Raw genomic sequence first — 23,699 nt, 5'->3', positions numbered from 1 at the left:
TGGCAGCAAATCTACAGCGTATTCCAGGTTTGTGAAGTGTAGGGACACGGCAGTGCCGTGTCCCTAGGGGAAAGCTCACTATAGGCGGGTGTACTTCATAAATGTGGAATCTGCTGTAATTTTGGATTCTTAACTTTTAACTATTTGAGGACTAGCCTGATGCTGCTTGGCATAGATTTAGGAACAGGCTCTGCTAAGGCATTGCTCCTAGCGATAGACGGAACCGCAATAGGTGAGGCGTCAAGCTCTTATCCTGTTCGTGCACCCCACCCTGGATGGGCTGAGTCGGAACCAGAAGATTGGTGGTTAGCTGTTGCAAAGGCTGTGAGGAAGGCTGTGGGAAATCACGCTCAAGAGGTACAGGCGATCGCACTTTCAGGGCAAATGCACGGTGTTGTCCTAGCTTCGGAGTCTGGTCAGCCCCTGCGTCCTGCTATCCTCTGGGCAGATACTCGCTCTAGTGCCGCGCTTAATACTTATCATTCGATCGATCCCGCTATTCTAGAGCGATTGGGCAACCCGATTACGGCTGGAATGGCGGGCCCCACTTTGTTGTGGCTGCGAGAACACGAGGCTGCTGTCTGCACCGAAGCGCGTTGGGCACTCCAGCCCAAAGATTGGCTGCGGTTGCGGATGACTGGAGAAGTTGCAACCGAACCATCTGATGCTAGCGGTACTTTGCTTTACGATGTTGTGTCGGACAACTGGGCAGAGGATGCCATCTGGGCGCTGAATCTACGCGGTGATTGGTTGCCAAAAATTATCCCCTCTAGTGCGATCGCCGGCTACCTAACAACTGTTGCTTCAGAGCATCTTGGCTTAAAAGTTGGCTTACCTGTTATCGCTGGTGCTGCGGATACCGCAGCGGCGGCACTTGGCAACGGACTACTAGAGCCTGGTTTGGTTCAACTAACCATCGGCACAGGCGCTCAAATCATTACACCTCGATCGCAACCCATTATCGATCGTCATGGTCGTACACATCTCTATCGAGCCGCCGTACCTAACCAGTGGTACGCCCTTGCAGCAATTCAAAATGCTGGGTTAGCGCTTGAATGGGTGCGAGGTATCCTCGGCTTGAGCTGGCAGGAGGTCTATACTCAAGCGTTTTCTGTTCCCCCTGGATGTGAAGGGTTGACATTTTTGCCATACCTGACAGGTGAGCGAACTCCACACCTCGACCCCTATGTACGCGGGGCATGGGTGGGGCTGGGACTTCATCACACACAGGCGCACTTGATGCGATCGGCTTTAGAGGGAGTTGCTTTTGCCTTGCGACAAGGTTTTGAGGCACTTGAGGCAACAGGTTTTAAAGCGGCAGAACTGCGTTTAGCAGGCGGTGGAACTGCAGAAATGCCTTGGAAACAATTACTGACCGATGTATTGAGAATACCCCTCTATGCAACTAAAGTTGCTGCTGCTTCCGCGCGTGGTGCAGCTCTACTGGCAGGTATAGGAATTGGCATATACGCAGATGCAAATGACACCATCAAACTGGCAGCCACACCAACGCTTGCTGCAAGTCCGCAATCTGTTGATCCCACCCTAGAAGAGGCTTGGATGCGATATCAAGCGCTTTATCCACGACTTAAAAAAACTTGATAGGAGTTATGCCTCAAGGAGGACGTGCTAGAAGCTAGGTACAAATTATTCTTAAGCTAAGAATGCTTAAGATCGCTCAAATAAAACAAGAAAATTTACTAACATAGTAGGTACATATCACATGAATATATTAGCTGGAATTAAGCTCCCAAAATCAGCAGAAAGCGCGGATGTATATATACGGTGTAATGAATCTGCCTCTATAAACTACCAGGAAGATGACAAAAAGGTTGTTTTATCTCAGGGTGGTGTTGTCTCCTCAAATTCTTACTTTAATTCGTTTTACGAGAGATTTTATACTCAATATACAACTCTTAGCTCTATCTACTACTTGCTGAAACTTGAAGGCGATTTTAAGGTTTCTGTTTACCGAGAATTTGATGGACAAAAAAACAAAGAAATAATTGCTGAAGAAAGCTTTGAGAAATGTCAATTCTCTGAGCCTGTAAAAATCTCACCAATAAATCTCCTTCAAGGTAAAAAAGCGGGCAGAATATATTTTGAAATAACTTGTTCTAGTGAACAGGGTGAATTTAAAGGGGCATGGATAGCAACTGATCAAAGTAAAACTAGAGAAGCATCCTTGGGGATTGTAATTTGCACATTTAAAAAAGAGGACTTCATACAAAATACATTAAATGCAATTTTTCAAGATGAATTACTAGAAACCAAGGACTTTAAAGTATTCGTTGTGGATAATGGTAGAACTTTAGATGAAGCTGATTTCGCAAAGCAAAAACTGAGGCTATTTCCTAATATAAATGCTGGTGGAAGCGGGGGCTTTACCAGAGGGTTGGTGGAAGCTTTAGAGGAAAAAAAATATTCTCATTTTTTGCTTATGGATGATGATATAGAGTTAGAAAGTGAATGTATTTATAAATTATTTCCTTTGTATGAATACGCCAATTCTGATTTTGCTGTAGCGGGTGGACTGCTAAATTTACAAAAAAAGCATATGTTGTATGAAGCAGGAGCATCGTACAACGCCTATTCTAAAAATAGAGGATTTGGGCCTGGGGCATTAATTGCTTTAAATTATAATATCGATTTACGAGACTCTAATTCTCTCAACAGGTTGCTCAAGGAAGAAGATGTAGACTATGGCGGATTTTGGTTTTTCTCTTTTTCTAAGGAACTGGTTGAACAAACTAAATTACCGCTGCCTTTATTTATCAAAATAGATGATGTAGAGTTTGGTTTAAGAATAAAAGAGTTGGGCAATAACATTGTAGCTTTTCCATCACTGGCGGTGTGGCATCAACCAGCTTCGGCCAAGAATGTCAATTGGGAAAATTATTATTATATCCGCAATGATTTAATAGCTTATTCCATCCATTATTCTCCAGAATATATGGATGCAGTTGAGCATTTGACAAAAGTAATACTTCAGGCTTTAGCAAAATTTGATTATAATCATGTAGAGATGGTTGTAAAATCTTTTGAAGACTATCTAAAAGGTCCAGATTTTATCAAAAACTCTGATCCCGAAACCTTTCACATGAGCATTGTAAAGCTTAGTAAAAGCTATAATAACGAAAATGAGGTAGATAAATTAGCTGGTACTAACCTTTTGACTAGGTGGTTTAAAGTTGCTGCTGAAGGTATTAATGAATGGTCATCCGTAAGTACACAATGGAAAAGTGCTTCAAAGGAAATGACATCTACTATATTTTGGCAGCAATACCTTGGGCTAAAGAACTAGAATTGAGAACCTCTATTAGTTGATGGTTGACAGCTTCGATCGCCAGCAACTCAACGATTCACAACAAAAGCGCTTTGGGATTAATTGTGGTAGTTGACACTACCCGGTCACAGCGTAGCTTGACGGACGCGGAATTCTTCCTTGACAGCTTGATGCCAAGTAAAAGCAGTGCCTTTACTTGGTCTTACTCTATTTCCAGAAGCTACTGAGGTATGCCCTACGTCTCAAATTCGTAAACCTCGATCTCTAATGTTTTTAGCTGCATTGATATTTCTATCATAGTGAGGCCCGCATTAGGGCATTCCTACTTTTTGATATCTAATGAAAGCCAATTTACAGCAGATTGCAAGCTTATAGACGGCAATAGCAGCATTTAGAAAACCAGTTTTTTAGATGTTGAGGATGAATTAAATAAGCGTGCGAAGTGCGACCTTGATTTAGTATTAGATGGAAGCAACTTGAGTTAAATGATGACATAATCCTCGCCCACAACAGCTTGACTGACCTCTGGTTCGGGATCTACAGGGTCGCTGTAATGAGTGTCAATATATTTCATGAAACTTTCCCGATAAACTTTGAGATACGAGTTAACGGCTTCGATATCCTGCTGTCCGGTTGCGAAACTGCTATATCTTCTAAATTGACCAGATTCCTTAACAAAAGCCATGTCAACTTGCCACAAAGCTTCATCACTCGGGCGATATCCCAAATCAACAATATCGTAAGCTGCGAATCCTTGGGACTTCATAAAACTCATTACATCATACATCTGACCGAACAAAGTAACTTCTACAATTACATATTCAGTTTGCTGCAAAATCTCCGTTGCTCCCGCTAAAACATCTAATTCCTGTCCGTCTACATCAACTTTAATTAAATACGGGCCTGACAAGTTTCTTTCCCGGCATATTCCATCCAGGGTAATTGCTGGTATGTTTCTCAAATAAGGATTGCTGCTATCAGTAACGCGATTTTCAGAAATCGAAGAATGTAGCATATCGGGACTGACGTTAAGGGTGAAAACTCCCGATTCTTTGGTTGCAGCAGCAATAATGTATTCTGCACTTTTGAGTTTGCGGCAAATTTTGGCGAGATAAGGTTCATTTTCGGCGATCGGCTCAATTAGCAAATGTCGCGCATTGGGGAAAGTTTCGTAAAGGGTAAAAGTTCCCAATGCCGCGCCGACATCAATCACAGTTTTTGGTTCAAAACCTAACTTTTTTGCCAGCAACAAGCTGCCTGACATGGTGCTTCTGACAATTCCTGTTTGTTCTTGGCTCATGATATTTATCCTGATTTAAATCAGGCGATCGTGGTTGAGATACTTGTGCAGGTCAGGTGCGCAATGCGCACCCTACAGATAGAATTGGTGCGTAATTATTGTCCTTATTTCGCAGACTTCTGCACCTTGTTTTCGGTTTCCACAGATTGCAAAGCTTCGTCGAGAATTGCCCGCGCTTCTTCGGCTTTACTTCTAGCTTCTCGATAACGGACGTTAGCTTGAGCAAAGTTTTTGAGAACCTTGAAACCATCTTTCAAGCGACCAATTTCCTCGGCCGTCACAGCCTCATCTGTAAACAAAATGTCGATCGCCGCCCGGATTTTAAGTGCTTCTTCGCGGGATTCCATGACTTTCAATTTGAGACTTGCCAAATTGCTCAAAATCTGTACTGCTTCAGTAATCGCGTCCTCGCCGTCAGACGCGGCATCTTCGATATCCTTAACTTCAACAAACTGCTTGGGCCCAAATCCCTCCAGGAGTTGCGTAGGCAGTTTACCATCATCCATGAGCTCCATCAGCCGATCCATCGCTTCTTCGCGGGCTTTGCCTGAATCTTTCCCTTTGACAGTTAAAATAATTTCGGGGCTTTGAGGAAGTGTATAGCGAACCATATTTTGACAGCCTGTGCGCGACAACAATTGAATGATATTTTATCTTTATTCGATCGCCAGTTGCAGCTATCAATCCGCTCCATTACCAACCGCTTGCCAAAAGTTTACAGATATGCACTCAAAAGGAACGCTCGATATGAAAGATAAACTTCTCAACTTGCTCAACTTTATTCTAGTAGCTGATGTATTTTTCGTGTTTGCCATTTTTGGCTGGTTTGCGATCGCAGTAGCGGGTCGCTCGACCGGGGTGAATCTCGGTTTTGATTTGTGGTACAGTCTGTGGCAGCCCGTATTTAATCCCGCCCTCGGAATTCTCATGGGCGGTGCTATTCTCAGCGGTATAATTAACCAAGTTTCTAAACGCCTCAATCAGAAGTAAAATTGATGTTTTGTTGGAGACGGTGATGGGCGATGGTACGCAAGTTAGCAATCGAACTTGTGGGGTGCGTCACGGATGTGCCTCTCAATTAGGTCGATGAAGCTTGAAAATACATAAGCAGTCAAAAACGAGTGAAACGCTCCCCAAAGGAGCGATATCTTATGAAAGCAATCACAAAAGTTATGATAGCTTTACATTCTGTTACAGAGTAAAGTTTATTTTCTCCTACCTATTTTCGTCGAAAATTAGGATTGGACGATCGGGATCTAACAAGATCGACTCATATTTGGAGTAACAAAAGTCGGGCTAAATTATGGGAGAACAAAAATGTATCGGTATCCTCACTAGCGGAGGTGACTGTGCAGGCTTAAACGCAGTTATTCGAGCCGTTGTCTACCGCGCAAGGGGAACTTACAATTGGAAAGTGATGGGGATTCGTCAAGCGACCAACGGATTGATGAGTCGTCCCCCTGAAGCAATTCCCTTGGATATTGAGAAAGTAGACTCGTGGCTCACCATTGGCGGTACGATGCTAGGCACGACAAATAAGGGCGACCCTTTTGCTTTCCCGATGCCGGATGGAACTCTACGCGATCGTTCTGACGACATTATCGAAGGCTATCATCAACTAGGTCTGGATGCCTTAATTGGCATTGGTGGCGACGGCAGTCTTGCCATTCTCAGGAAGATTGCTCAACACGGCAATTTGAATTTAGTTGCTATTCCTAAAACTATTGATAATGATGTCGGAATTACCGAGCGTTCTATCGGTTTTGATACTGCTGTCAATATTGCCACTGAAGCACTCGATCGCTTGCATTTTACTGCGGCAAGTCACAGTCGCGTCATGATTGTTGAAGTCATGGGACGCGACGCCGGACATATTGCGATTAGTGCCGGAATTTCTGGGGGAGCTGATATAATTCTGATTCCCGAAATCCCTTACACAATTGCCAAAATTTGCGCCCAAATCCAAGAACGCCAAGACCGGGGAAAAAACTACTGTTTAATTATAGTAGCTGAGGCAGTTCGCACAGAAGCAGGCGAGTTAGTAATGCACACAAATCGCTTAGGTCAAAGTCGATTAGGCGGAATTGGTCAGTATTTAGCTGATAGAATTTCTGACTGCAGCGGTGCAGAAACTCGCGTCACCGTTTTGGGACACACTCAACGCGGGGGAACACCTTCACCGCTAGAAAGATTAGTTGCTTCTGCTTTTGGCGTGGCAGCAGTTGATTTAGTTGCCGAAGAGAAATACGACTGCATGGTATCTTGGCAAAAGCGGGAAGTTGTAAGCGTTCCTCTGGAAGATGCGATCGCCAGATACAGTCCTGTAGACTTCAATGGTACTCTGGTAAAAACTGCCCGCGGTTTGGGAATTTGTCTGGGAGACTAAACAATTACCCGTCCGATTTCTCAAAGATTAACAGGGGAGCATCTCAGTTTTGCAGCCAAGCTAAAAATTGGAGTTTTGAGGCAGGAGGAAGAAGGAAAGAGGCAGAAGGAAAGAGGAAGAAGGAAGGAGCAAAAAGAAGTATTTTTACAAATATGAGATGCTCCCGATTAACAGTTTGTAGTGAGGACTTCACTGCTTTATTTCCCAACTCAATAGCAAAGACTAAAGTCCTTACTACAAACATTTGGCAATTCTGGAAAAGGTTTAGGGTGTAATCCGCCCAAAAGTCGAATCGCCCGCCTGCCAGTTTGGATGCCGCAGAGGTACGATGGAATATAGGGAGGGAGGCCAAGCCCGCGAAGGTTAAGCTTGGTAACAATACCCACAGGAAGGAAAAAATGACACTTAACTTGCGGCGACCGATTTTAATAGGCGGCATAGGACTTTCAGCAGCGCTGTGGCTGCTGGAAACTCTACAGCATTCGGGTTCAGAAATGGGCGAAACGGCACTCATCGGCTTGGCGGCTGCCGGTGCGGGGTATTGGTGGTGGAAGCAACAATCCCCCAAACTCGAACTCGCACTCCCGCAACCCCTGGCAGACCGGGAAGCAGCCGAAAAAGCGATCGCGGCTTCCGAAGCCGCAATTAATTTGCTAGCCTCAGAAGCTCAAAACTCCGCAGATCCTGCTAATCTAACCGCAAAGCTCGATCGGCTCAGATCCGAATTAGACAGACAAGATTTGCGGATTACCGTCACTGGGGGCAAAGCTGTCGGCAAAACTGCCTTAATTCAAGTTTTAAATTCTAATTGGGCATCTCAACACCCGCAAAAGCTGAGTTTCCCAGAAACAGCACCGCTGTTTGCCAATACAAATGCCGATGCCAAAATCGGCGGTGATTTAGTGCTGTTTGTGACAGCGGGCGATATCACAGATTCCGAATTTAAAACATTATCTCAGCTAGCGTCCGCAGGTCAGCGGGTGTTGCTAGTCTGGAACAAACTGGACCAATATTTGCCAGAACAGCAGTCGCAGGTTTTGCATTCTTTGCAGCAGAAAATGCAAGGAATATTGCGGACAGAAGATATAATTGCGATCGCAGCTTCTCCCAATTCTATTAAAGTGCGCCAGCACCAAGCGGACGGCACTGTTCAAGAACGGATCGAAAATCAAGTCTCTCAACTCGACGCGCTGACGGAAAGATTGACTAAAATCTTAACGGAAGAACGGCAACAGTTAGTCTGGGCGAGTGCAGTGCGCGAAGCTGCAAGTATTAAATTAGAAGCGAAAACCTTCTTAAATGCAGTCAGGCGCGATCGGGCAATTCCCATTATCGAACAATATCAGTACATCGCCGCCGCCGCCGTTTTTACTAATCCGGTTCCCGCTTTAGACTTGCTAGCAACAACCGCCATCAGCACCCAACTCGTAATCGACCTCGGCGCTATCTACCAGCAAAAGTTTTCCTTAGACCAAGCTAAGACAGTAGCGGCAACTTTGGCCAATCAAATGTTCAAATTGGGATTAGTAGAACTCTCAACTCAAACTATTACTGGACTGCTTAAAAGCAATGCCGTCACCTATGTAGCAGGAGGCGCTGTGCAGGGAATTAGTGCAGCATATTTTACCAGAATAGCAGGACTGAGTTTAATTGAATATTTCCAAAGTCAAGAACTGGAAAATGCTGCCAAAGGCATTTTCAATCTCGACCAGTTGACTAAAACTTTGCAAGCAGTATTTACGCAAAATCAGCAAGTTTCCTTCTTGCAATCTTTCATCAACCAAGTGGCGAGTCGCCTTTCATCTCAGGTATCTGGGCCCGAAACCGTTAAGTCGGCGGTCAATTAGAAGTAGTCCTGCATCTGATGTTGTTAAATTCGGTCGATCGCCCATGATATCCGTAGGGACACGGCACTGCCGTGTCCTAGCCGCCGCCCATTAAGCAACCGTTAATTCAGGGGTCAATTAAAATTAGTCCAGCATCTGATATTAAATTTGGTCAATCGCCCAGGGTATCTGATATTAAATCCGGTCGATTGCCCGCGATATCCGTAGGGACACGGCAGTGCCGTGTCCCTACCTAATTCCCCAATAAAAAATTATAAATTTATGAAAAATTGTATTAAAATAAGAAATAGGATTTATAATTCGACGATCAATTATACCTGCTTAAAAAAGCCGATCGCCAATGGCTGACAACTCCATTCAAGAAAATCGCTTATCCCTAGCCCGCGCCAGTTTGCGCCAATCCCTGGCGCGCTATTCCCACCTGCGCCAAGGCAAAAAAAACTCGAATAATACAGAATTAGAAGCAACGCTGCAAAAGCAGTTAGATATATTAACTTCCACCTCAGAAAAACTTGACTACAACGTCATTCGCATTGCTACTTTTGGCCTAGTCAGCCGCGGCAAATCAGCCGTATTAAACGCGCTTTTAGGTCACAAAATCCTGCAAACAGGCCCTCTCAACGGCGTGACTCAGTGGCCGCGTTCCGTGCGCTGGACGATTCCTTATCTTCGGGCCACAGAAGACAGAGAAAAAATCCAAGTAGAATTAATTGATACTCCCGGAATTGATGAAGTTGGCGGCGAAGTGCGCGGCGAAATGGCAAAACAAGTAACTCGCCAAGCTGACTTAATTCTGTTTGTCGTTGCAGGCGATATCACCCGAACTGAATATCAAGCACTGTGCGAATTGCAAACAGCTCAAAAACCGGTAATTTTAGTTTTTAATAAAATTGACCTTTATCCAGAATTAGACAGAAAAGCTATTTACCAAAGTTTGCAAGCGCTGGGAAATTCTGAACAGTTAGCAGCCGCTGCGGTAACAGAGGAAACAGATAGCGAAAATTTGTCCGACCCAAACCACCCATCTGATAAATCTACTGCAAAATCACCGCCTAAAACTGCTAAATCATTAGAAATAGTCATGGTAGCCGCCGAACCCGCGCCGGTGCAAGTGCGGGTGGAATGGTCCGACGGAAGAGTAACTAACGAATGGGAGTCGCCGCCGGCGCAGATAGACGAACTAAAACATAAAATTCTCACAATTCTTAACAGAGAAGGTCGATCGCTCCTGGCTCTGAATGCTTTAGTTGAAGCTAGAGATGCCGAAGCAAATATTGCCCGTCACGTTCTCAAATTGCGGCAAACAGAAGCCGAAGATTTAATCTGGCAATTTGCAAAATATAAAGCTTTGGCTGTGGGTTTAAACCCGGTGGCATTCTTGGATGTAATGGGAGCAAGTGTCGCAGATTTAGCCTTAATTCGCTCTTTATCCAGACTTTACGGTTTACCCATGACTGGTTACGAAGCGGGGAAACTTTGGCAGACTATTTTCTCCAGTGCTGGCGGCGTACTTTTGGGAGAATTGGGCAGCAGTTTCCTCTTGGGATTTGGCAAGAGTGCGGCGGCTGCAGCCCCGCACATCGGCTTTTCTACTTTTGCCGGAGTCGCTGTCACTCAAGCTAGTTTAGCAGCTTACGGAACTTACGCTGTCGGTCGCGCCGCCCAAGTTTATTTAGAAAAAGGCTGCACCTGGGGCCCCCTGGGACAAGATACGGTAATTCAAGAAATTCTCGCCACCATCGAGCGCAATACAATTATCGATCGCTTGCAGCAAGAGTTTAAAATATGACACAAACAACAGCCATTACTGAAATCATCCAAACTTTAGCAGATGTTGAATCTCGATTCAATATTACGCGAACTGAATCCGAGGGATTTTTCTCAGAATGGTATCCAGATTTACCCGAAATTACAGAAGTCGATAAAGTCGCTCTCAATTTAATTCGGCGGCGATATCTTTATCATTTAAATGATGGAAGCCTTACAGAAGGAACCGTTACGCTAATCATGGGTTCGCCTCTATTGGAACGAGCGGGTTTTTACGATCCACCTTTTAAAATGATGGCTGAAAAATATGTACAAATTGTTTTAGATGACGAGGATGATGAAGTAGAAAATCTCAAGGGACGGATTGATGTTTTAGCGATGCAAAATCAGTTTTGGGTGACACTCTTAGAGCCGAAGCGCACCACCATTTCAGTAATGTCTGCACTTCCCGAAACACTAGCATACATGACCGCCAATCCCCGCAAGGATAGACCGAGTTTTGCTGCGATGACAAATGGCAGTGAAATTGTATTCGTCAAGCTAGACTTTCAGAATCCGCCTAAATATGACTTATCAAGAATCTTTTCACCTGTTCCTCTAATGAACGAACTTTATACGGTTCTTCAAGTCTTGATAAAAATTGGTCAACTGATATTAATTCCGGTGGCACCGGAATGATATAAACGGAGGACACGGCAGTGCTGTTTCCCTACCGCGATTAATTGTAGGGACACGGCATTGCCGTGTCCTGATTTCGGGTAATATTAATTCCGATGCTACCTGATTTGATATGATTCCCAATTCTTTAATCGAAAATCGAAAATCGAAAATCGAAAATCGTATTACCGTCTAGCGATTATAACACCTTCCCTAAAATGCGCGATCGTCGCAATTACCGCTATAGAAAAGTAAAATATTCTAATCAGCCAAAAACAAACCCGCATTGACCAAGAAACAATAGTCGGAGCAATACCTGTGAACTGTACAAATCTGGAATTAACTTTTTTTTCAAAACTGTCGAGGTCTTTCATCTCCGATTGTTTCGTCGGAATAACCGGAAACTGACCAGTATATACGTAATAACCGATAAAACTCGGCACTCCTACCTTTCTCTTCAAAAATGAGTTAGTTAATGTTGCAGTTTCTGAAGGCGATAAGTTATCCGATTCCTCTACTTTTTCCAGCCAAGAATTATATCTGATGGCTGGCGTAATCATGAAAACTAAGGGAACTATAACTATCAAGAAAGCCGCACTAATTTGGCGACCGTATTGAGGGTGTAGAAGCCTTGTCGCCACACCCACTCCCATACCGATAAAAGCAAATACCAATATATTTAACAGTTCAATAATTTCGATGCCCCTCAACAAATCACCGATAATCAGAATTGTATATAATAATTTGTCTGCTAGTAGCAGAGCTGCCCACTTGATGAGAATTGAAACGCCTACAATAGTAGCTACAATCGCCACATACCCGATGGCACCTAGAACGTACAGTAAAATCGAACCGGCTTGTTTGAATGATTGCATGGAATTATTCACTCTTGTGAAAGTTGAGGAGTCCGATTGACAAAACAACTTGAAATTTTAGACCAATCTGGAGTTCCAAATTTGACTTTTAAAATTGATTAGCTTGACATCTTGAAATCAATCTAAAATCTACAATCTACAATCTACAATCGATCGACAAGTTCCCGGGCGGCCGCTTTTGCGACTTGTGCGATCCGTTCCTTTACGACACCATCTTCGATCGCCCTCTGGTCTGATTCCAGTTCGCGATCGATCCCCAACCATAAAAGATACTCGATATTACCCGCCGGGCCAAGTAAAGGCGACCACGTTAAGCCGCGTTGCTGCCATCCTAAAGCTGTGGCTGCCTTCCACACTTGAAAAATCGCATCGGCTTGAGTTGCTGAGTCTCGCACTACGCCTTTTTTCCCGACTCTCTCGCGCCCTACCTCAAACTGCGGCTTTACCAGCAACACCGCTTCTCGGGGCGGTGCCAACAATTCCCACAGCGACGGTAAAATCTTATCCAGGGAAATAAACGACACATCTACTACCCCCAAATCTGCATAAACCCCTATTGGCAAAGAATCTTGCTCCCCCCCTTGACAAGGGGGGGCTGGGGGGGGTGAATTGCCGTAAAGCAAAGAATCTTGCTCCCCCCCTTGACAAGGGGGGGCTGGGGGGGGTGAATTGCCGTAAAGCTCAGCAGGAGTCATGTACCGCAAATTGGTACGTTCTTTCAAAATTACTCTCGGATCGTTGCGCAAGCCCCAATCTGCTTGACCGTAGCCAACATCTATGCCGTAGACTAGGGCAGCGCCTGCTTGCAGCAAACAGTCAGTAAAACCGCCTGTGGAGATGCCGCCGTCGAGACAAATTCTGCCTGCAACCGGGATCGCAAAAACTTCTAAAGCTTTTGCTAATTTATCGCCGCCTCTAGAAACATAGCGCGATCGCTCTTTTATCTGAATTTTTGCTCCAATATCGACCTCAGTGCCCGGTTTGTCAACTACCTGCTGGTTGATAGAGACTTTCCCTGTGCGAATCAATGCCTGAGCTTGCTGTCTGGAACTGCACAAATCTAGGCTGACCAATAAAGTGTCTAGTCGCTGTTTAGCCAAGGTTTTTAATCTGTACGGATAGGGTTAAGAACAGTACCAGATTAGCACTTACGCACAAGCCCGACTGCGGATTTTTGGCGAGCATTTTGGTTTTGCGATCGTCGCGGGGCGATCGCCCCACCTGACATTATATGACTGAGATCACTCTGATTGTGTAGTTCGATCGCAGATAAACATCCGTAGAATCACACAAAAACTTTGGCGACTAGCGGATGATTTAGATGCAGCTAAAAGCGCTACCAATACCATTAGGGCGATCGACCATGAAAACAATTAACTTTCCTATCAGAAATCCGGCTGATTGTCAAGAAAATACCTGGGCTTTCGTCAGCGGTGACATCATCCACATTGTTTATCCCAACGGGGAAGTAGAAGCAAGAACCGCCGAACAAGTCGAGCGGCATCAAACCAAAAATCCCCTGGACAAATGCCTCGTTTGGGGACGTGTTGGCGATTTTTAACACCAGTTTCAAGAAAGAATGCAACTGTAGGGAAGCTCCAAACCCTTAATTCATCAGTCATTCCCAATTATTCAATCATTTAAATATAAAATTTTAAATTTAAAAATTTTCATCTCAAATCTTTAATCTCAAATGGCATAACCCATAAAAAAAGATCGCTTGAGGCTGCGAAGCCAAAAAAAGCGATCGATCCAACTGCTGCTAACTGCAAGCTACAAAAGCAATTTGCTGTTAAAAGAAGTAGCAAATTGACTTAAATATCTTGTTCGCTCAATTCGCGAATCAAGTAATCAAAAGGCTGCTCCAAAAAAGGCCCCACAGACAAGCCAGCAGCTTCCACCTGAGCCTTAACCATCTCCTTCATAATGCCAATCCCCATCACCGTCGGGCCAATGGGAACGCTTAGAGAATTGTAAGTTTCGCGCAAACCTTGCAGCACGCGCTCGTCGAGTACGTCGGTACTTCCAGCCACCAAGGCGTAAGTAGCATAGCGCAAGTAGTAGTCCATATCCCGCAGACAAGCCGCGTAGCGGCGAGTCGTGTAGGCATTTCCGCCCGGACGGATCAATTCAGGCTGTTCGGCAAATAGCTGAATACCAGCTTGCTTGACAATTGTCGCAGCATTGCTGTTAATCGCCGCCGCCGCCTGTACCCGTGCCGTGCCCGTTGCAAAATAAGATTTCAACCGATCGATACCATCTCGGTCTAAATACCTACCAGCAACATCATAATTTTCAATCAGGCTCGTCACTGCATCGCGCATAAGTTTCTCTCCCAAAAATCTTTATCAATACTTTGCTATCTGAGACAGACCGCCTATTGTAGACTACTACAAATCGGCGTTTGATTAAGATTTGAGATAGGATTTTCACGAAGGGTCGTCTATCCCCGGCAAACGGGCGAAAAATTCAGCCGTTTGCCTTGTATCTTCAGCCGAAAAATCGACAGGGCAAGAATCACTAACTGCCCCGCCGCACTGGGCCCCAATTTCAAAATTTTGTATCTATGGCTACAAAATAGTGGATACTGAAGGCCTACGATCGCCCAAACAGTCTGAAATCGGCCGATCGCCAAGACACAACCAATATCAGGAGTAAGTCATGTTCCAGACACCCCAAGAAGCCTTAAACTACATAAAAGAAAATCAAATCCAGATCGTTGACCTAAAGTTCATCGATATGCCGGGGATCTGGCAACACCTTTCCCTGTACCACGACCAAATCGACGAAACCGCATTCACAGACGGCGTACCCTTCGACGGTTCCAGCATTCGGGGCTGGAAAGCCATCAACGAATCAGACATGACGATGGTCATCGATCCGACCACCGCTTGGATGGACCCGTTCATGGCAGAACCGACCATCAGCTTCATTTGCAGCATCAAAGAACCCCGCACCGGCGAACCGTACAGTCGCTGTCCCCGCACCATTGCCCAAAAAGCCATAGACTACTTGCTTTCGACCGGTCTCGGCGATACAGCATTCTTTGGCCCGGAAGCAGAATTCTTCATTTTTGACGACGTTCGCTTCGACCAAACCCAAAATTCCGGCTACTATTACGTAGATTCGATCGAAGGTCGCTGGAATTCCGGCAAAGAAGAAGCAGGTGGCAACCTCGGCTACAAACCGCGTTACAAAGAAGGTTATTTCCCAGTAGCACCAACCGATACCTCACAAGACATGAGAACGGAAATGCTGCTGACAATGGCAAAATGCGGCGTACCCATCGAAAAGCACCACCACGAAGTCGCCACCGGCGGTCAGTGCGAACTCGGTTTCCGCTTTGCAACTTTAGTACAAGCAGCCGACTACTTGCTGACTTACAAATACGTCATCAAAAACGTCGGCAAAAAATACGGCAAAACCATCACCTTCATGCCCAAACCGCTGTTTAACGACAACGGTTCCGGGATGCACGTTCACCAGTCGATTTGGAAAGACGGCCAACCTCTATTTGCAGGGGATCAATATGCAGGTTTCAGTCAAATGGGACTGCATTACATCGGCGGCATTCTCAAGCACGCACCGGCACTTTTGGCAATCACCAACCCCACGACTAATTCCTACAAGCGTTTAGTTCCGGGCTTTGAAGCGCCTGTAAACTTAGCTTACTCTCAAGGAAATCGATCGGCATCAGTGCGGATTCCGTTGTCGGGAACCAACCCCAAAGCTAAGCGGTTAGAATTCCGCTGTCCCGATGCCACATCCAACCCCTATTTAGCATTTGCAGCCATGCTGTGCGCCGGCATAGACGGCATCAAGAATCAAATCGATCCGGGCGAACCTTTGGACGTGGATATCTACGACCTTTCCCCTGAAGAATTGAGCAAAATTCCTTCGACTCCCGGTTCCTTGGAAGGCGCTTTAGAAGCTTTAGAAAAAGACCACAGTTTCTTAACTGAAAGCGGCGTATTTACCGAAGACTTCATCCAAACCTGGATTTCCTACAAACTCGATAATGAAGTCAACCCGATGCGGCTGCGTCCTCACCCCTACGAGTTTGCTCTCTACTACGACTGTTAGAAAATTAAAAATTAAAAATTAAAAGTTAAAAATGGTAATTATACTATTTTTAACCTGTGATTTTTAATTGATAATAACGCCGCCCTTAAAAGCGGCGTTTTTTTAAATTTAGAACTTCTGGATCGGCGCCCAAACTCTCCCGTTACCCGACACTATCTGGGCAACGCTGTGAGTAGTAGCGCCCTCTGTAGCTTCTGAGACATCCTCTACAGCCCATTTATTTGCTTTCTCATCAACAATAAACAAATCGTCAGCGGTAGTGCCTTCCTGAACCCGATATATCTTATTCAAAATGAAACGCTGTCGCGCCTCAGCTTTTGGTATGCCCGTAACTTCATCAGGATCGATTGAGAGGGCACTGCCTTCTTTTAATGTACCTTTTGAGTTGCTTAAATTGCGATCGCTCTTTTCTGCTATTTGCAGGCTGTGAAGCTGCAAACCAGGGTTAGTCTCAGAGATATTCAAGACAGCAGCTAGCGCCCCACTTTTTCCCAAACCGAGAACCGCTGCACTAACAGTCAAAATTACCAAAATATTGAAATGATTCACCATATTTATGCTCCTTTGTTTGTGAGATGCTGCACTCATTCAAAATTAGCAATTAGCAATTACAGTCCTGGGCGCACCATTGTTGACAAGTTAACAACAGCGAGTGCTGCTGTTGAGGGACTTTCTCTACAAGATCAAACGTGTGAAACTCAGACTGGAACAGTCATCAGGCCCCGGTGAGTCCCCATGAGCCGAACCCGAAAAACTAATAGAGACCATACTAACAAGAGCCAGCAACCGATGGTGGAAGATCGAGTGGTCGCCGCCCAACTCGAAGCCTTGGTCACACCCGCCATTACCTTCGGGTGAAAATTACTACCGCCGACTGGGGTTGAGAGACCGGATACTGAACCTACCGTTGATGGTGGCGGCGCTGCTGACGCTAAGTCGGGCGGGATGTGGCAGGAGTCAATCGATTTTAGATTTGAGATTTGAGATTTTAGATTGACTTGCGCGAGATAAATGCTCTTTCTTGAGGATTTTCGATTTGAGATGCTTTCGATTGATTCCACGGATAAATCACGTGGCGGGTACCACCTTTGAAATTCTTGGTCAGAGAGCTAACCCGCATCCTGGGGAGGGAAAGTTTTTTATGGTGTCCTCCCACACAAGTATCTCAACAGGGTGCATCTCAATGAAGGCAAATACATCAAATTGAAAGTTGACCGTTGAGATAAGCACAGCGAAGAGCAAGGAATTAGGAAACGTTCTCAATATTCCACCAGGCTCCCGATATTTTCACCCTTAATCCAATGCGTTTAATTGTTGATTCAACTGTTCCCAAATCAATCGAAATTATGGATTTTTATTTGTAGGATTGGTAATTTAGTATTCGGCAGCGATGGAACTCTCAATAATTGCAAAACGTTTTAAATTCTTGACCTTTAAAGTCTTTAAATAAATTTATAACTTCATCAACGTTGCCTTGCCATAACATACAGCAGATTCCACATTTATGAAGTACACCGACCTAGAGTGAGCTTCCCCTCCTTTCGACACCGCGCCCTGCCCCGTGTCCCTATACTTCACAAACCTGGAATACGCTGTATTTTCTGCTGATTTCAATCGTTTTATTGAACCCCCTACCTTGTAGAGATTTTCTTGTTCGATGATACCAATCTAAGATTTCTTGTCTTTGTTCATTATCTCCAATTTCTTTAAAGATGTTCCAAATCCCGGCACGACCATCTCAACAGCAATACATAGGGTGTAGTAATTTTTGGCTATTAGTCCCATCAATTAAATCTTGATTATTTTGAAAAAATGCTCCCGAATAAACATTATCTAAACACACGGCTTTATAGTCTTTCCAGTAACAGGTCTCGCCCTCGGTTTCGTTGCGTAGTCTGACTTTACCGCCATCCAATGTAATTTATTTGACTCCTTGTTGAGATGTAGGCAATTCAAATTATTGTCGATTGACTAATATGAGTAATGTACTGTGATAAATTTTGATACCCGTAAATTTTTCCAAATCTTTTTCTGCCATTTGATAAGATTCGTTAGCAGTGATTAAAAGACAGCTATTTTCCATCAGTGGACTAAATTGACTGTAAGCTTTTAAGCCAAAATATTTTGCCTGATTATCTGTAATGTCGAGCGAGCCCATTATTGATTTTATTTTTCGGGGTTTTCCTGTTTGAATTCCTGATACTGCTGAAAAAAAAGCTCCCTAGTTCTGGACCCACTTCTTCTAACATTTTCTGACGGACAGATTTTTCTATACTCTCAAAACTTTTTAACTCGGTTGGCTCGGTATTTCTGTAAAGAATTTCTGCTGCCGCTTTTAAGTGGGCTTTTAGCTGTTGTTGGTCTGAGGGTGTCATTTTCTTTACCTCATCTTTATTTGACGATTTTACTAGCTTTTTTATTTTAACCCTTTTTTGACATATTCGCAAAAGTGAGATGCACCCAAGGGCGATTTATCAGTATGAAAGCTAAAAAATATTTTTTAGCTATAAATTTAAAAGAATACGCAGTCTTTCTTCTACCATAATTAATGTTGTTGGAGAAACTGTACCCCACCGTTCAAAAAATCTGTCTATGCTGATCGATCGCACATCTTCACATTTAATGAAACTTCGCTGTCTAAGTCCTTCTTATGGGGGGTTAACTTCGACGTGCCAGGGAATTCCTTTATCTTTCGATGTGACTGGTAGTACCACAACTAATCCCGAAGCACCCTGATTGAATAAATCTACAGATGTCACTAGACAGGGACGCTTGCCAGCTTGCTCTCTTCCTCGTGTTGGGTTCAAGTCAATCAGCCATATATCACCCCGTGATGGTTTGGCGGATGTCATTCTAAACCATCCTCTAAAGTGATATCCCAAGCTTCCCGTTCTTCAAGTTCTTCTTGCCAAGCTTCTGGGCGATCGCGTAAGGCAAGATAAGCTTGGTTGGCTGCTGCTAAAAACTGTTGTCTTCGGTATTGTTCGATCGCTTGTTCGAGAACTGTTTCGATTGGTTTTCCTGAGAGTGCAGAGATTTCTGCGAGGGTTTGATAAGATGTATTGCTAATTGTAACTGTAGAAGTTTGATCCATGTTACTTTTTTACTTACCTCGACGTTAGGCAACTATGTTACTTTTTTACTTACCTCGACGTTAGGCAACTATTATAGCTTAAAAGCTTGGGGTCGCACAGGCGGGATGCCCGCGATCGCACAGGCGCACAGGCGGGACGCCCGTGCCACGAAAAAAAACGCCTATATATCAGAGTTAATCGACATCTAAATGCAGTTTGAGAACAGCATTTACCAACTGCATGATTTCCTCACTCAAACTTCCCACTGCATCGCTGCTAATTCGCTGTTTAGAAATTGTCCGTACTTGCTGTGCTTGAACTTGAGAAGGTTTGGATAAACCGCTATCCTCTGGATTTAGTAAGACCTCGAAAGGGTAGACACGGGTTACATTAGAGGTAATTGGTAGAATTGTAACTGTATTGGCGGCACGGTTATTAGCGTCATTGCTCACCACCAATACAGGACGGCGTTTATCTATCTCAGAACCAACCGTAGGACTTAGATTAGCGTAGTAAATTTCACCACGTTTCATCTGTCAATTCATCGGCAACTGTTACATCCCAAGCGGGGTCTACTTCACTGGATGCTTGTCGGTAAGCAGATTCTAGTTCTTGATTCCGCAGCAATTCCAAAGCTACTTCAATTACTTGGGAGGGCGAGTTGCATCCTTTAGCAATTTTGTAGCTTTCAATAAAGTTTACTAGCGATTGTGATAGGGAAATTGATATTTTTTTAGCTTGCATTATCTTAGCAATTGGTAATTACAAAGATTTTTACTCAATTATAGCACAAGTAGTAAACTAGAGTAAATTCTACTATTACAGGGCGATTCCCTACGGGATAGCTCCCCTTCACGCTCTTTTTTGAATCGATACCATCGCACAGGCCGGACGCCCGTGCGTGGGAACAAGACTTTCCCAATCTGGCGGTTGAATAAGTTGCTTTTGAGGAGTCACATACCTGACTGCGATCTCCTCAAAAAGTAATGAGAGAAGGGGTTGGGAAACTTTCGGAGATGTCTAATGAACTATGGTCTCGTTAACGCTCGTTTGAAATGATCGTTACCAACAGGGAGATCGGGTAAATCTCCCACACCCATAATCTGAAGTCCATTAGCAGCAGTTAAAGGCACTGAAGTTCCCCGTGCACAATTGGAGCTACGTCGTCCTTCTAAATGAATGTGGGCATATTTATTACTTGCTAGTGTGTAAGAAAGGGTTGTACCTAGGAGTTGACCTGCGTTCACTCTTTGACCATTAGAAACACTACGATTTATATGACCAATCAAAAGACTACGATTTTGGTCAATAGATAAGCAAACTAAATCAGACGTTCCAGCCACATGATAAACTATCCCAGATGCAGGGGAGAGAACTTGTTTATTTGCCGATTTATTGACGTTGCTGTCATAGGCATAACAACCATTTGTACCAAAGTCTCGATTTGATACAGTCAAATCTAAACCATAGGTACTGCCAGTGTTACTGTTATGAGTGATGGTGCTGTTTTGATAGCCTTGACAGACATACCAAGTTTGACCTCGACCAAAAGGTAAATTAATGTTACCACTTACACTACTAGCACTGCTTCTCCAACGCTGGTTCGCATTATTAGCATCGCAAGTAATTAGATGAATTCTGCCGGTATTAGTACGAGTAGGAGAATCAACACAAAAGTTAGTTCCATTGCGACGGATTAAAAACTCCCCAATAGGAAGACTCAGTAAATTCCAGTTTTGATCGGGATCGGAAGGGTTGCAAGGCCAAACATTCATTTCCGCATTATTGGAAAGATAATGAGCATTTAAGCACTTTCCTGTAGAACGGTGACGTAACAGTACACCCCCCAAATTACCCGGTAAACGATCAAATTGTTGATCGGGATCGTTGATATTATGCTGATAAAGAGACATCCGAGGATTACCGTCAATTAACCGAAAAGAGTTATTTGTATTCAGCGCATATCCACCATTTACCTGAAAAGTTTCCGATGCTTGAGCGGCTTGTGCTTTAGCTACTAAAGAAACACTAGCAATGACGAGCGCAGCAATTTTTTGAACTTTCTTGAAATTCATTGTCAGACTACCCTAATGATGAGATGAGTGATTTAGATTAATTACGTTCAGGAATATTCCAGCCCAATTTTCTAGCAGTATCAGAGCTGAAACAGGCAGTATCGCCAGCTCTGTCCCGACAAACTTGGCTATTCAACCAATAAGGTTGACTCCATTTATTCCATTTAATGTTGGCAGTAGCATTAATTATCTTTGGTCGATTTTCTGAGTCTGAATCAACTGAATCTGAGTCTCCACCTCCTGCTTGTGCTTTTTGACCTAAAAATAAGATGGTCAATTGTAAAGCGATTAGAAAAGTTAATCGCCATAAAAACAATCCTGATTTTGACATTGGGTTTAGGGAATTTTTGATTAACTAGGGAAACATTGACGCTGAAGTAAACATTACTAACTTAGAGCTTTGACTCAGGCGAACAGTCCACTCTTTTTTTAGCTATGACAAAATGAATTTAGCTAAAAATGCGCTCGCTCTGCCTTATTGCCCTAGTTTTTCCACAATTTGCTTCCCACATTTCTAATATCTCAGATCCAAATTGGATTAACGGCTCAGCTTGGCTCATTTTTTAGTTCACTAAATAGTTCACTGCTTCTCTTACTTACGGAACCAAGGTGAGCTATAATTGGGTGAGAACACCGCAGGGGTAATGCAGAATGGTTAATACTCTGAAGGCGTCACAACGAGGGCTAAAAATCGTTGACGAAGCTAGATGCAACAAGCGCTGGACTCAAGAAAAGTGGCGGCAAGCTGCTTTTACCTCAATCTCAACATTGAAGAGGTTTTTGAAGGGGGACCGGATCGATCGATCTGCCTTCATGGGAATTTGTCAAGCCGTAGATGTTAACTGGGAAGAAGTTGCTGAACCCAGCGAAATTCAGGTAATAGAGTTACCTGTGGTATTATCTGTTAAAAGCAAAACACCTTCACTGGCAGACCAAATTAACGTATTACCACTACAACCAACTGACGGTTACAGCAAAAACCAGCGCGGGGTATGGATTCCCAATTTACGATGCCGAAAGGTGTGGGGAAGAGAGAGTTTCAGCGAAGAAGTGTTACATCGGCTAAACGACGCGCAAGAATCACCTATTCTCTCTCTATGCGGTAGTGCAGGGTACGGCAAGACAGAAGTAGCCTGTAAAGTTGCTAGGGCAGCAGTGCGTAACAATCTCTTTGCGGATGTGCTATGGGTTAAAGCAAGAGACACCGAATTTTTAGATGGTAAAATCAGCCAGTCACAACGAGATGAGGCGCTTAGTTGGAATCAGTTACTTCAAGAGATTGCCCATCAACTAGATGGCTGTTCGGTAAAGCGAGTTCACCAGCGCATTAAAGAAGAAAAGAGGCTGATTGTACTAGACAATGCTGAAACCGCACAACTTGAGGATATTTTACCCAAACTTAATGCAATGCTTAATCCTAGTCGGGTATTACTAACCAGTCGCTTCCAAACCAATGCTTCTTATGTTGGACTGATTAATATTCCGCCCTTGGAAGAGCACTGCTGTTACCAGTTGTTGCAAGATGAAGCTAAATACAAAAATGTACCTGCAATACTACAAGCAAACACAGAGCAACTTCAACAAGTCTATCATTTATCTTGCGGTGCTCCGCTTGCATTACATTTTATCGTTGGGCGTGTCTTGGACGATGGAACATTAAAGCCCGTGTTGTCGGCACTAGAACAAGCTAGCGGAGATGTTGAAAACATTTACGAGTTTTCCCTAAAGACAGCTTGGCAGCGAATTAGCAATGTAACTAAAAACGTACTCCGTTACATGGGGGAGTCTGATGCAGGTGTGACTTGGGAAGAATTATCTGGTACCAGACAGGTACAGGAGTCAGACTGGATCGTAACGCGGCGCGAACTGGGGCGGTGGTATTTGATTGAAAAGGAAACAGATGCCAAAGGTAAATTGCGATATAACTTGCATCCTTGGGTAAGACGCAGCCTGCGAAGAGGATTGGTGGATAAGTGGCAACGGTCACTTCAGGAATGGAAACAGATAACAAAATGGAAGTACGATATTGACTAATCCAGACAATTAAACGGAAAGGTAATTATGAATATAGATTTAACATTACAAGAAGAGAGAGCAAATCTATTTAGTGATTTGAACGGGTTCGCCGACGAGATGTGTTTATCACAAAATGAGGAAAGTGAGGATTTATTCAAATTACTATTTGAGGTGTGGGAAAAAGTCAGTGGAAAACTATGGTTTGAATGTTACTGGAACGATTATTTTCGCTGCGGTAAGATCGTTCTTAAAGCTGCTAGAGCGCCAGTCCAGTAAAAGAGGTTGACAAAAAACCTCAAATAGGATGTACCCAAACGACTCACAATACGCCAC

At 44.0% G+C, this 23,699-nt stretch carries 21 protein-coding genes and 4 pseudogenes; 11 read left to right on the top strand and 14 right to left on the bottom strand.

Features of this window, described 5'->3' with window-relative positions:
* Window positions 1-159: 159 nt before the first annotated feature.
* Window positions 160-1,602 carry a xylulokinase gene (gene xylB / locus QUA99_RS26005; protein ID WP_333242097.1) on the top strand — a complete coding sequence of 481 codons (1,443 nt, stop codon included), beginning with the start codon at window positions 160-162 and terminating at the stop codon, window positions 1,600-1,602.
* 121 nt (window positions 1,603-1,723) lie between these two features.
* On the top strand, window positions 1,724-3,304 hold the full coding sequence (locus tag QUA99_RS26000) for a glycosyltransferase (protein WP_333242095.1): 1,581 nt from the start codon (window positions 1,724-1,726) through the stop codon (window positions 3,302-3,304).
* Window positions 3,305-3,767: 463 nt separating this feature from the next.
* On the opposite strand, the gene QUA99_RS25995 is transcribed toward QUA99_RS26000, so the two are convergent.
* On the bottom strand, window positions 3,768-4,586 hold the full coding sequence (locus QUA99_RS25995; protein ID WP_333242093.1) for an FkbM family methyltransferase: 819 nt from the start codon (window positions 4,584-4,586) through the stop codon (window positions 3,768-3,770).
* 104 nt (window positions 4,587-4,690) lie between these two features.
* Complete coding sequence (locus QUA99_RS25990) at window positions 4,691-5,197, bottom strand: hypothetical protein (protein WP_333242091.1); 507 nt, start codon at window positions 5,195-5,197, stop codon at window positions 4,691-4,693.
* A 136-nt stretch (window positions 5,198-5,333) separates the two neighbouring features.
* Between QUA99_RS25990 and QUA99_RS25985 the strand changes: the two genes are divergently transcribed.
* The 5 genes from QUA99_RS25985 (at window position 5,334) to QUA99_RS25965 (ending at window position 11,264) form a co-directional block, all read left to right on the top strand.
* Window positions 5,334-5,576, top strand: a complete 243-nt coding sequence (locus QUA99_RS25985; protein WP_333242109.1) for a hypothetical protein — start codon at window positions 5,334-5,336, stop codon at window positions 5,574-5,576.
* Window positions 5,577-5,889: 313 nt separating this feature from the next.
* Window positions 5,890-6,972 (top strand): ATP-dependent 6-phosphofructokinase, encoded by a 1,083-nt coding sequence (locus QUA99_RS25980; protein WP_333242089.1) that lies wholly within the window; start codon window positions 5,890-5,892, stop codon window positions 6,970-6,972.
* A 398-nt stretch (window positions 6,973-7,370) separates the two neighbouring features.
* A complete protein-coding gene (locus QUA99_RS25975) occupies window positions 7,371-8,819 on the top strand; it encodes a slr1306 family protein (RefSeq protein ID WP_333242087.1) in 1,449 nt (482 codons plus the stop codon).
* Between the two features lie 340 nt (window positions 8,820-9,159).
* Entirely contained in the window at window positions 9,160-10,608 is a 1,449-nt protein-coding gene (locus QUA99_RS25970; protein ID WP_333242085.1) for a GTP-binding protein, read from the top strand.
* The gene (locus QUA99_RS25965) at window positions 10,605-11,264 is read left to right on the top strand and encodes a type I restriction endonuclease subunit R (protein WP_333242083.1); all 660 of its coding nucleotides are present in this window, start codon (window positions 10,605-10,607) and stop codon (window positions 11,262-11,264) included. The genes QUA99_RS25970 and QUA99_RS25965 overlap by 4 nt, the downstream gene beginning before the upstream one ends.
* 164 nt (window positions 11,265-11,428) lie before the next feature.
* Here QUA99_RS25965 and QUA99_RS25960 read toward each other — a convergent pair whose 3' ends face one another.
* Both QUA99_RS25960 and QUA99_RS25955 read right to left on the bottom strand, forming a co-directional pair.
* A complete protein-coding gene (locus tag QUA99_RS25960) occupies window positions 11,429-12,118 on the bottom strand; it encodes a hypothetical protein (RefSeq protein ID WP_333242081.1) in 690 nt (229 codons plus the stop codon).
* A gap of 143 nt (window positions 12,119-12,261) precedes the next feature.
* Entirely contained in the window at window positions 12,262-13,218 is a 957-nt protein-coding gene (locus QUA99_RS25955) for an SAM-dependent methyltransferase (RefSeq protein ID WP_333242079.1), read from the bottom strand.
* Window positions 13,219-13,439: 221 nt separating this feature from the next.
* On the opposite strand from QUA99_RS25955, the gene QUA99_RS25950 reads away from it, so the two are divergent.
* Window positions 13,440-13,679: a hypothetical protein gene (locus QUA99_RS25950; RefSeq protein ID WP_333242077.1), complete on the top strand. Its 240-nt coding sequence runs from the start codon at window positions 13,440-13,442 to the stop codon at window positions 13,677-13,679.
* A gap of 253 nt (window positions 13,680-13,932) precedes the next feature.
* Here QUA99_RS25950 and apcB read toward each other — a convergent pair whose 3' ends face one another.
* Window positions 13,933-14,442: an allophycocyanin subunit beta gene (gene apcB / locus QUA99_RS25945; protein WP_333242076.1), complete on the bottom strand. Its 510-nt coding sequence runs from the start codon at window positions 14,440-14,442 to the stop codon at window positions 13,933-13,935.
* 337 nt (window positions 14,443-14,779) lie between these two features.
* Here apcB and glnA point away from each other — a divergent pair, with 337 nt between their 5' ends.
* Window positions 14,780-16,201, top strand: coding sequence for a type I glutamate--ammonia ligase (gene glnA, locus QUA99_RS25940; RefSeq protein ID WP_333136740.1), 1,422 nt, complete (start codon window positions 14,780-14,782; stop codon window positions 16,199-16,201).
* Window positions 16,202-16,309: 108 nt separating this feature from the next.
* Here glnA and QUA99_RS25935 read toward each other — a convergent pair whose 3' ends face one another.
* The gene (locus QUA99_RS25935) at window positions 16,310-16,753 is read right to left on the bottom strand and encodes a hypothetical protein (RefSeq protein WP_333242073.1); all 444 of its coding nucleotides are present in this window, start codon (window positions 16,751-16,753) and stop codon (window positions 16,310-16,312) included.
* 237 nt (window positions 16,754-16,990) lie between these two features.
* Here QUA99_RS25935 and QUA99_RS25930 point away from each other — a divergent pair.
* Window positions 16,991-17,160, top strand: a pseudogene (locus QUA99_RS25930) (IS4 family transposase); the annotation flags it as partial.
* Window positions 17,161-17,447: 287 nt separating this feature from the next.
* Here the strand turns inward: QUA99_RS25930 and QUA99_RS25925 are convergent.
* The 8 genes and pseudogenes from QUA99_RS25925 to QUA99_RS25890 form a co-directional block, all read right to left on the bottom strand.
* Window positions 17,448-17,687: pseudogene (locus QUA99_RS25925) on the bottom strand (ISKra4 family transposase); the annotation flags it as partial.
* 110 nt (window positions 17,688-17,797) lie between these two features.
* Window positions 17,798-18,576 (bottom strand): annotated as a pseudogene (locus tag QUA99_RS25920) (ISKra4 family transposase); the annotation flags it as partial.
* Between the two features lie 129 nt (window positions 18,577-18,705).
* Window positions 18,706-19,053 (bottom strand): annotated as a pseudogene (locus tag QUA99_RS25915) (type II toxin-antitoxin system PemK/MazF family toxin).
* Window positions 19,050-19,295, bottom strand: a complete 246-nt coding sequence (locus QUA99_RS25910; RefSeq protein WP_333239226.1) for a hypothetical protein — start codon at window positions 19,293-19,295, stop codon at window positions 19,050-19,052. The pseudogene QUA99_RS25915 and the gene QUA99_RS25910 overlap by 4 nt, the downstream one beginning before the upstream one ends.
* Window positions 19,296-19,469: 174 nt before the next feature.
* On the bottom strand, window positions 19,470-19,808 hold the full coding sequence (locus tag QUA99_RS25905; protein WP_333242070.1) for a type II toxin-antitoxin system PemK/MazF family toxin: 339 nt from the start codon (window positions 19,806-19,808) through the stop codon (window positions 19,470-19,472).
* On the bottom strand, window positions 19,795-20,019 hold the full coding sequence (locus QUA99_RS25900; RefSeq protein ID WP_333242068.1) for a CopG family transcriptional regulator: 225 nt from the start codon (window positions 20,017-20,019) through the stop codon (window positions 19,795-19,797). Before QUA99_RS25900 ends, QUA99_RS25905 begins: the two co-directional genes overlap by 14 nt.
* 284 nt (window positions 20,020-20,303) lie before the next feature.
* On the bottom strand, window positions 20,304-21,350 hold the full coding sequence (locus QUA99_RS25895) for a ricin-type beta-trefoil lectin domain protein (RefSeq protein WP_333242066.1): 1,047 nt from the start codon (window positions 21,348-21,350) through the stop codon (window positions 20,304-20,306).
* Between the two features lie 37 nt (window positions 21,351-21,387).
* Window positions 21,388-21,681 carry a hypothetical protein gene (locus tag QUA99_RS25890; RefSeq protein WP_333242064.1) on the bottom strand — a complete coding sequence of 98 codons (294 nt, stop codon included), beginning with the start codon at window positions 21,679-21,681 and terminating at the stop codon, window positions 21,388-21,390.
* A gap of 320 nt (window positions 21,682-22,001) precedes the next feature.
* Here QUA99_RS25890 and QUA99_RS25885 point away from each other — a divergent pair, with 320 nt between their 5' ends.
* Window positions 22,002-23,384 carry an NB-ARC domain-containing protein gene (locus QUA99_RS25885; RefSeq protein WP_333242062.1) on the top strand — a complete coding sequence of 461 codons (1,383 nt, stop codon included), beginning with the start codon at window positions 22,002-22,004 and terminating at the stop codon, window positions 23,382-23,384.
* The last annotated feature ends 315 nt before the right edge of the window (window positions 23,385-23,699 follow it).

It is taken from the genome of Microcoleus sp. F10-B2 (assembly GCF_036704965.1).
Lineage (GTDB): Bacteria > Cyanobacteriota > Cyanobacteriia > Cyanobacteriales > Microcoleaceae > Microcoleus.
The sequence above is the reverse complement of the archived record's forward strand: the minus strand, read 5'-3'. Positions and strand labels throughout refer to the sequence as shown.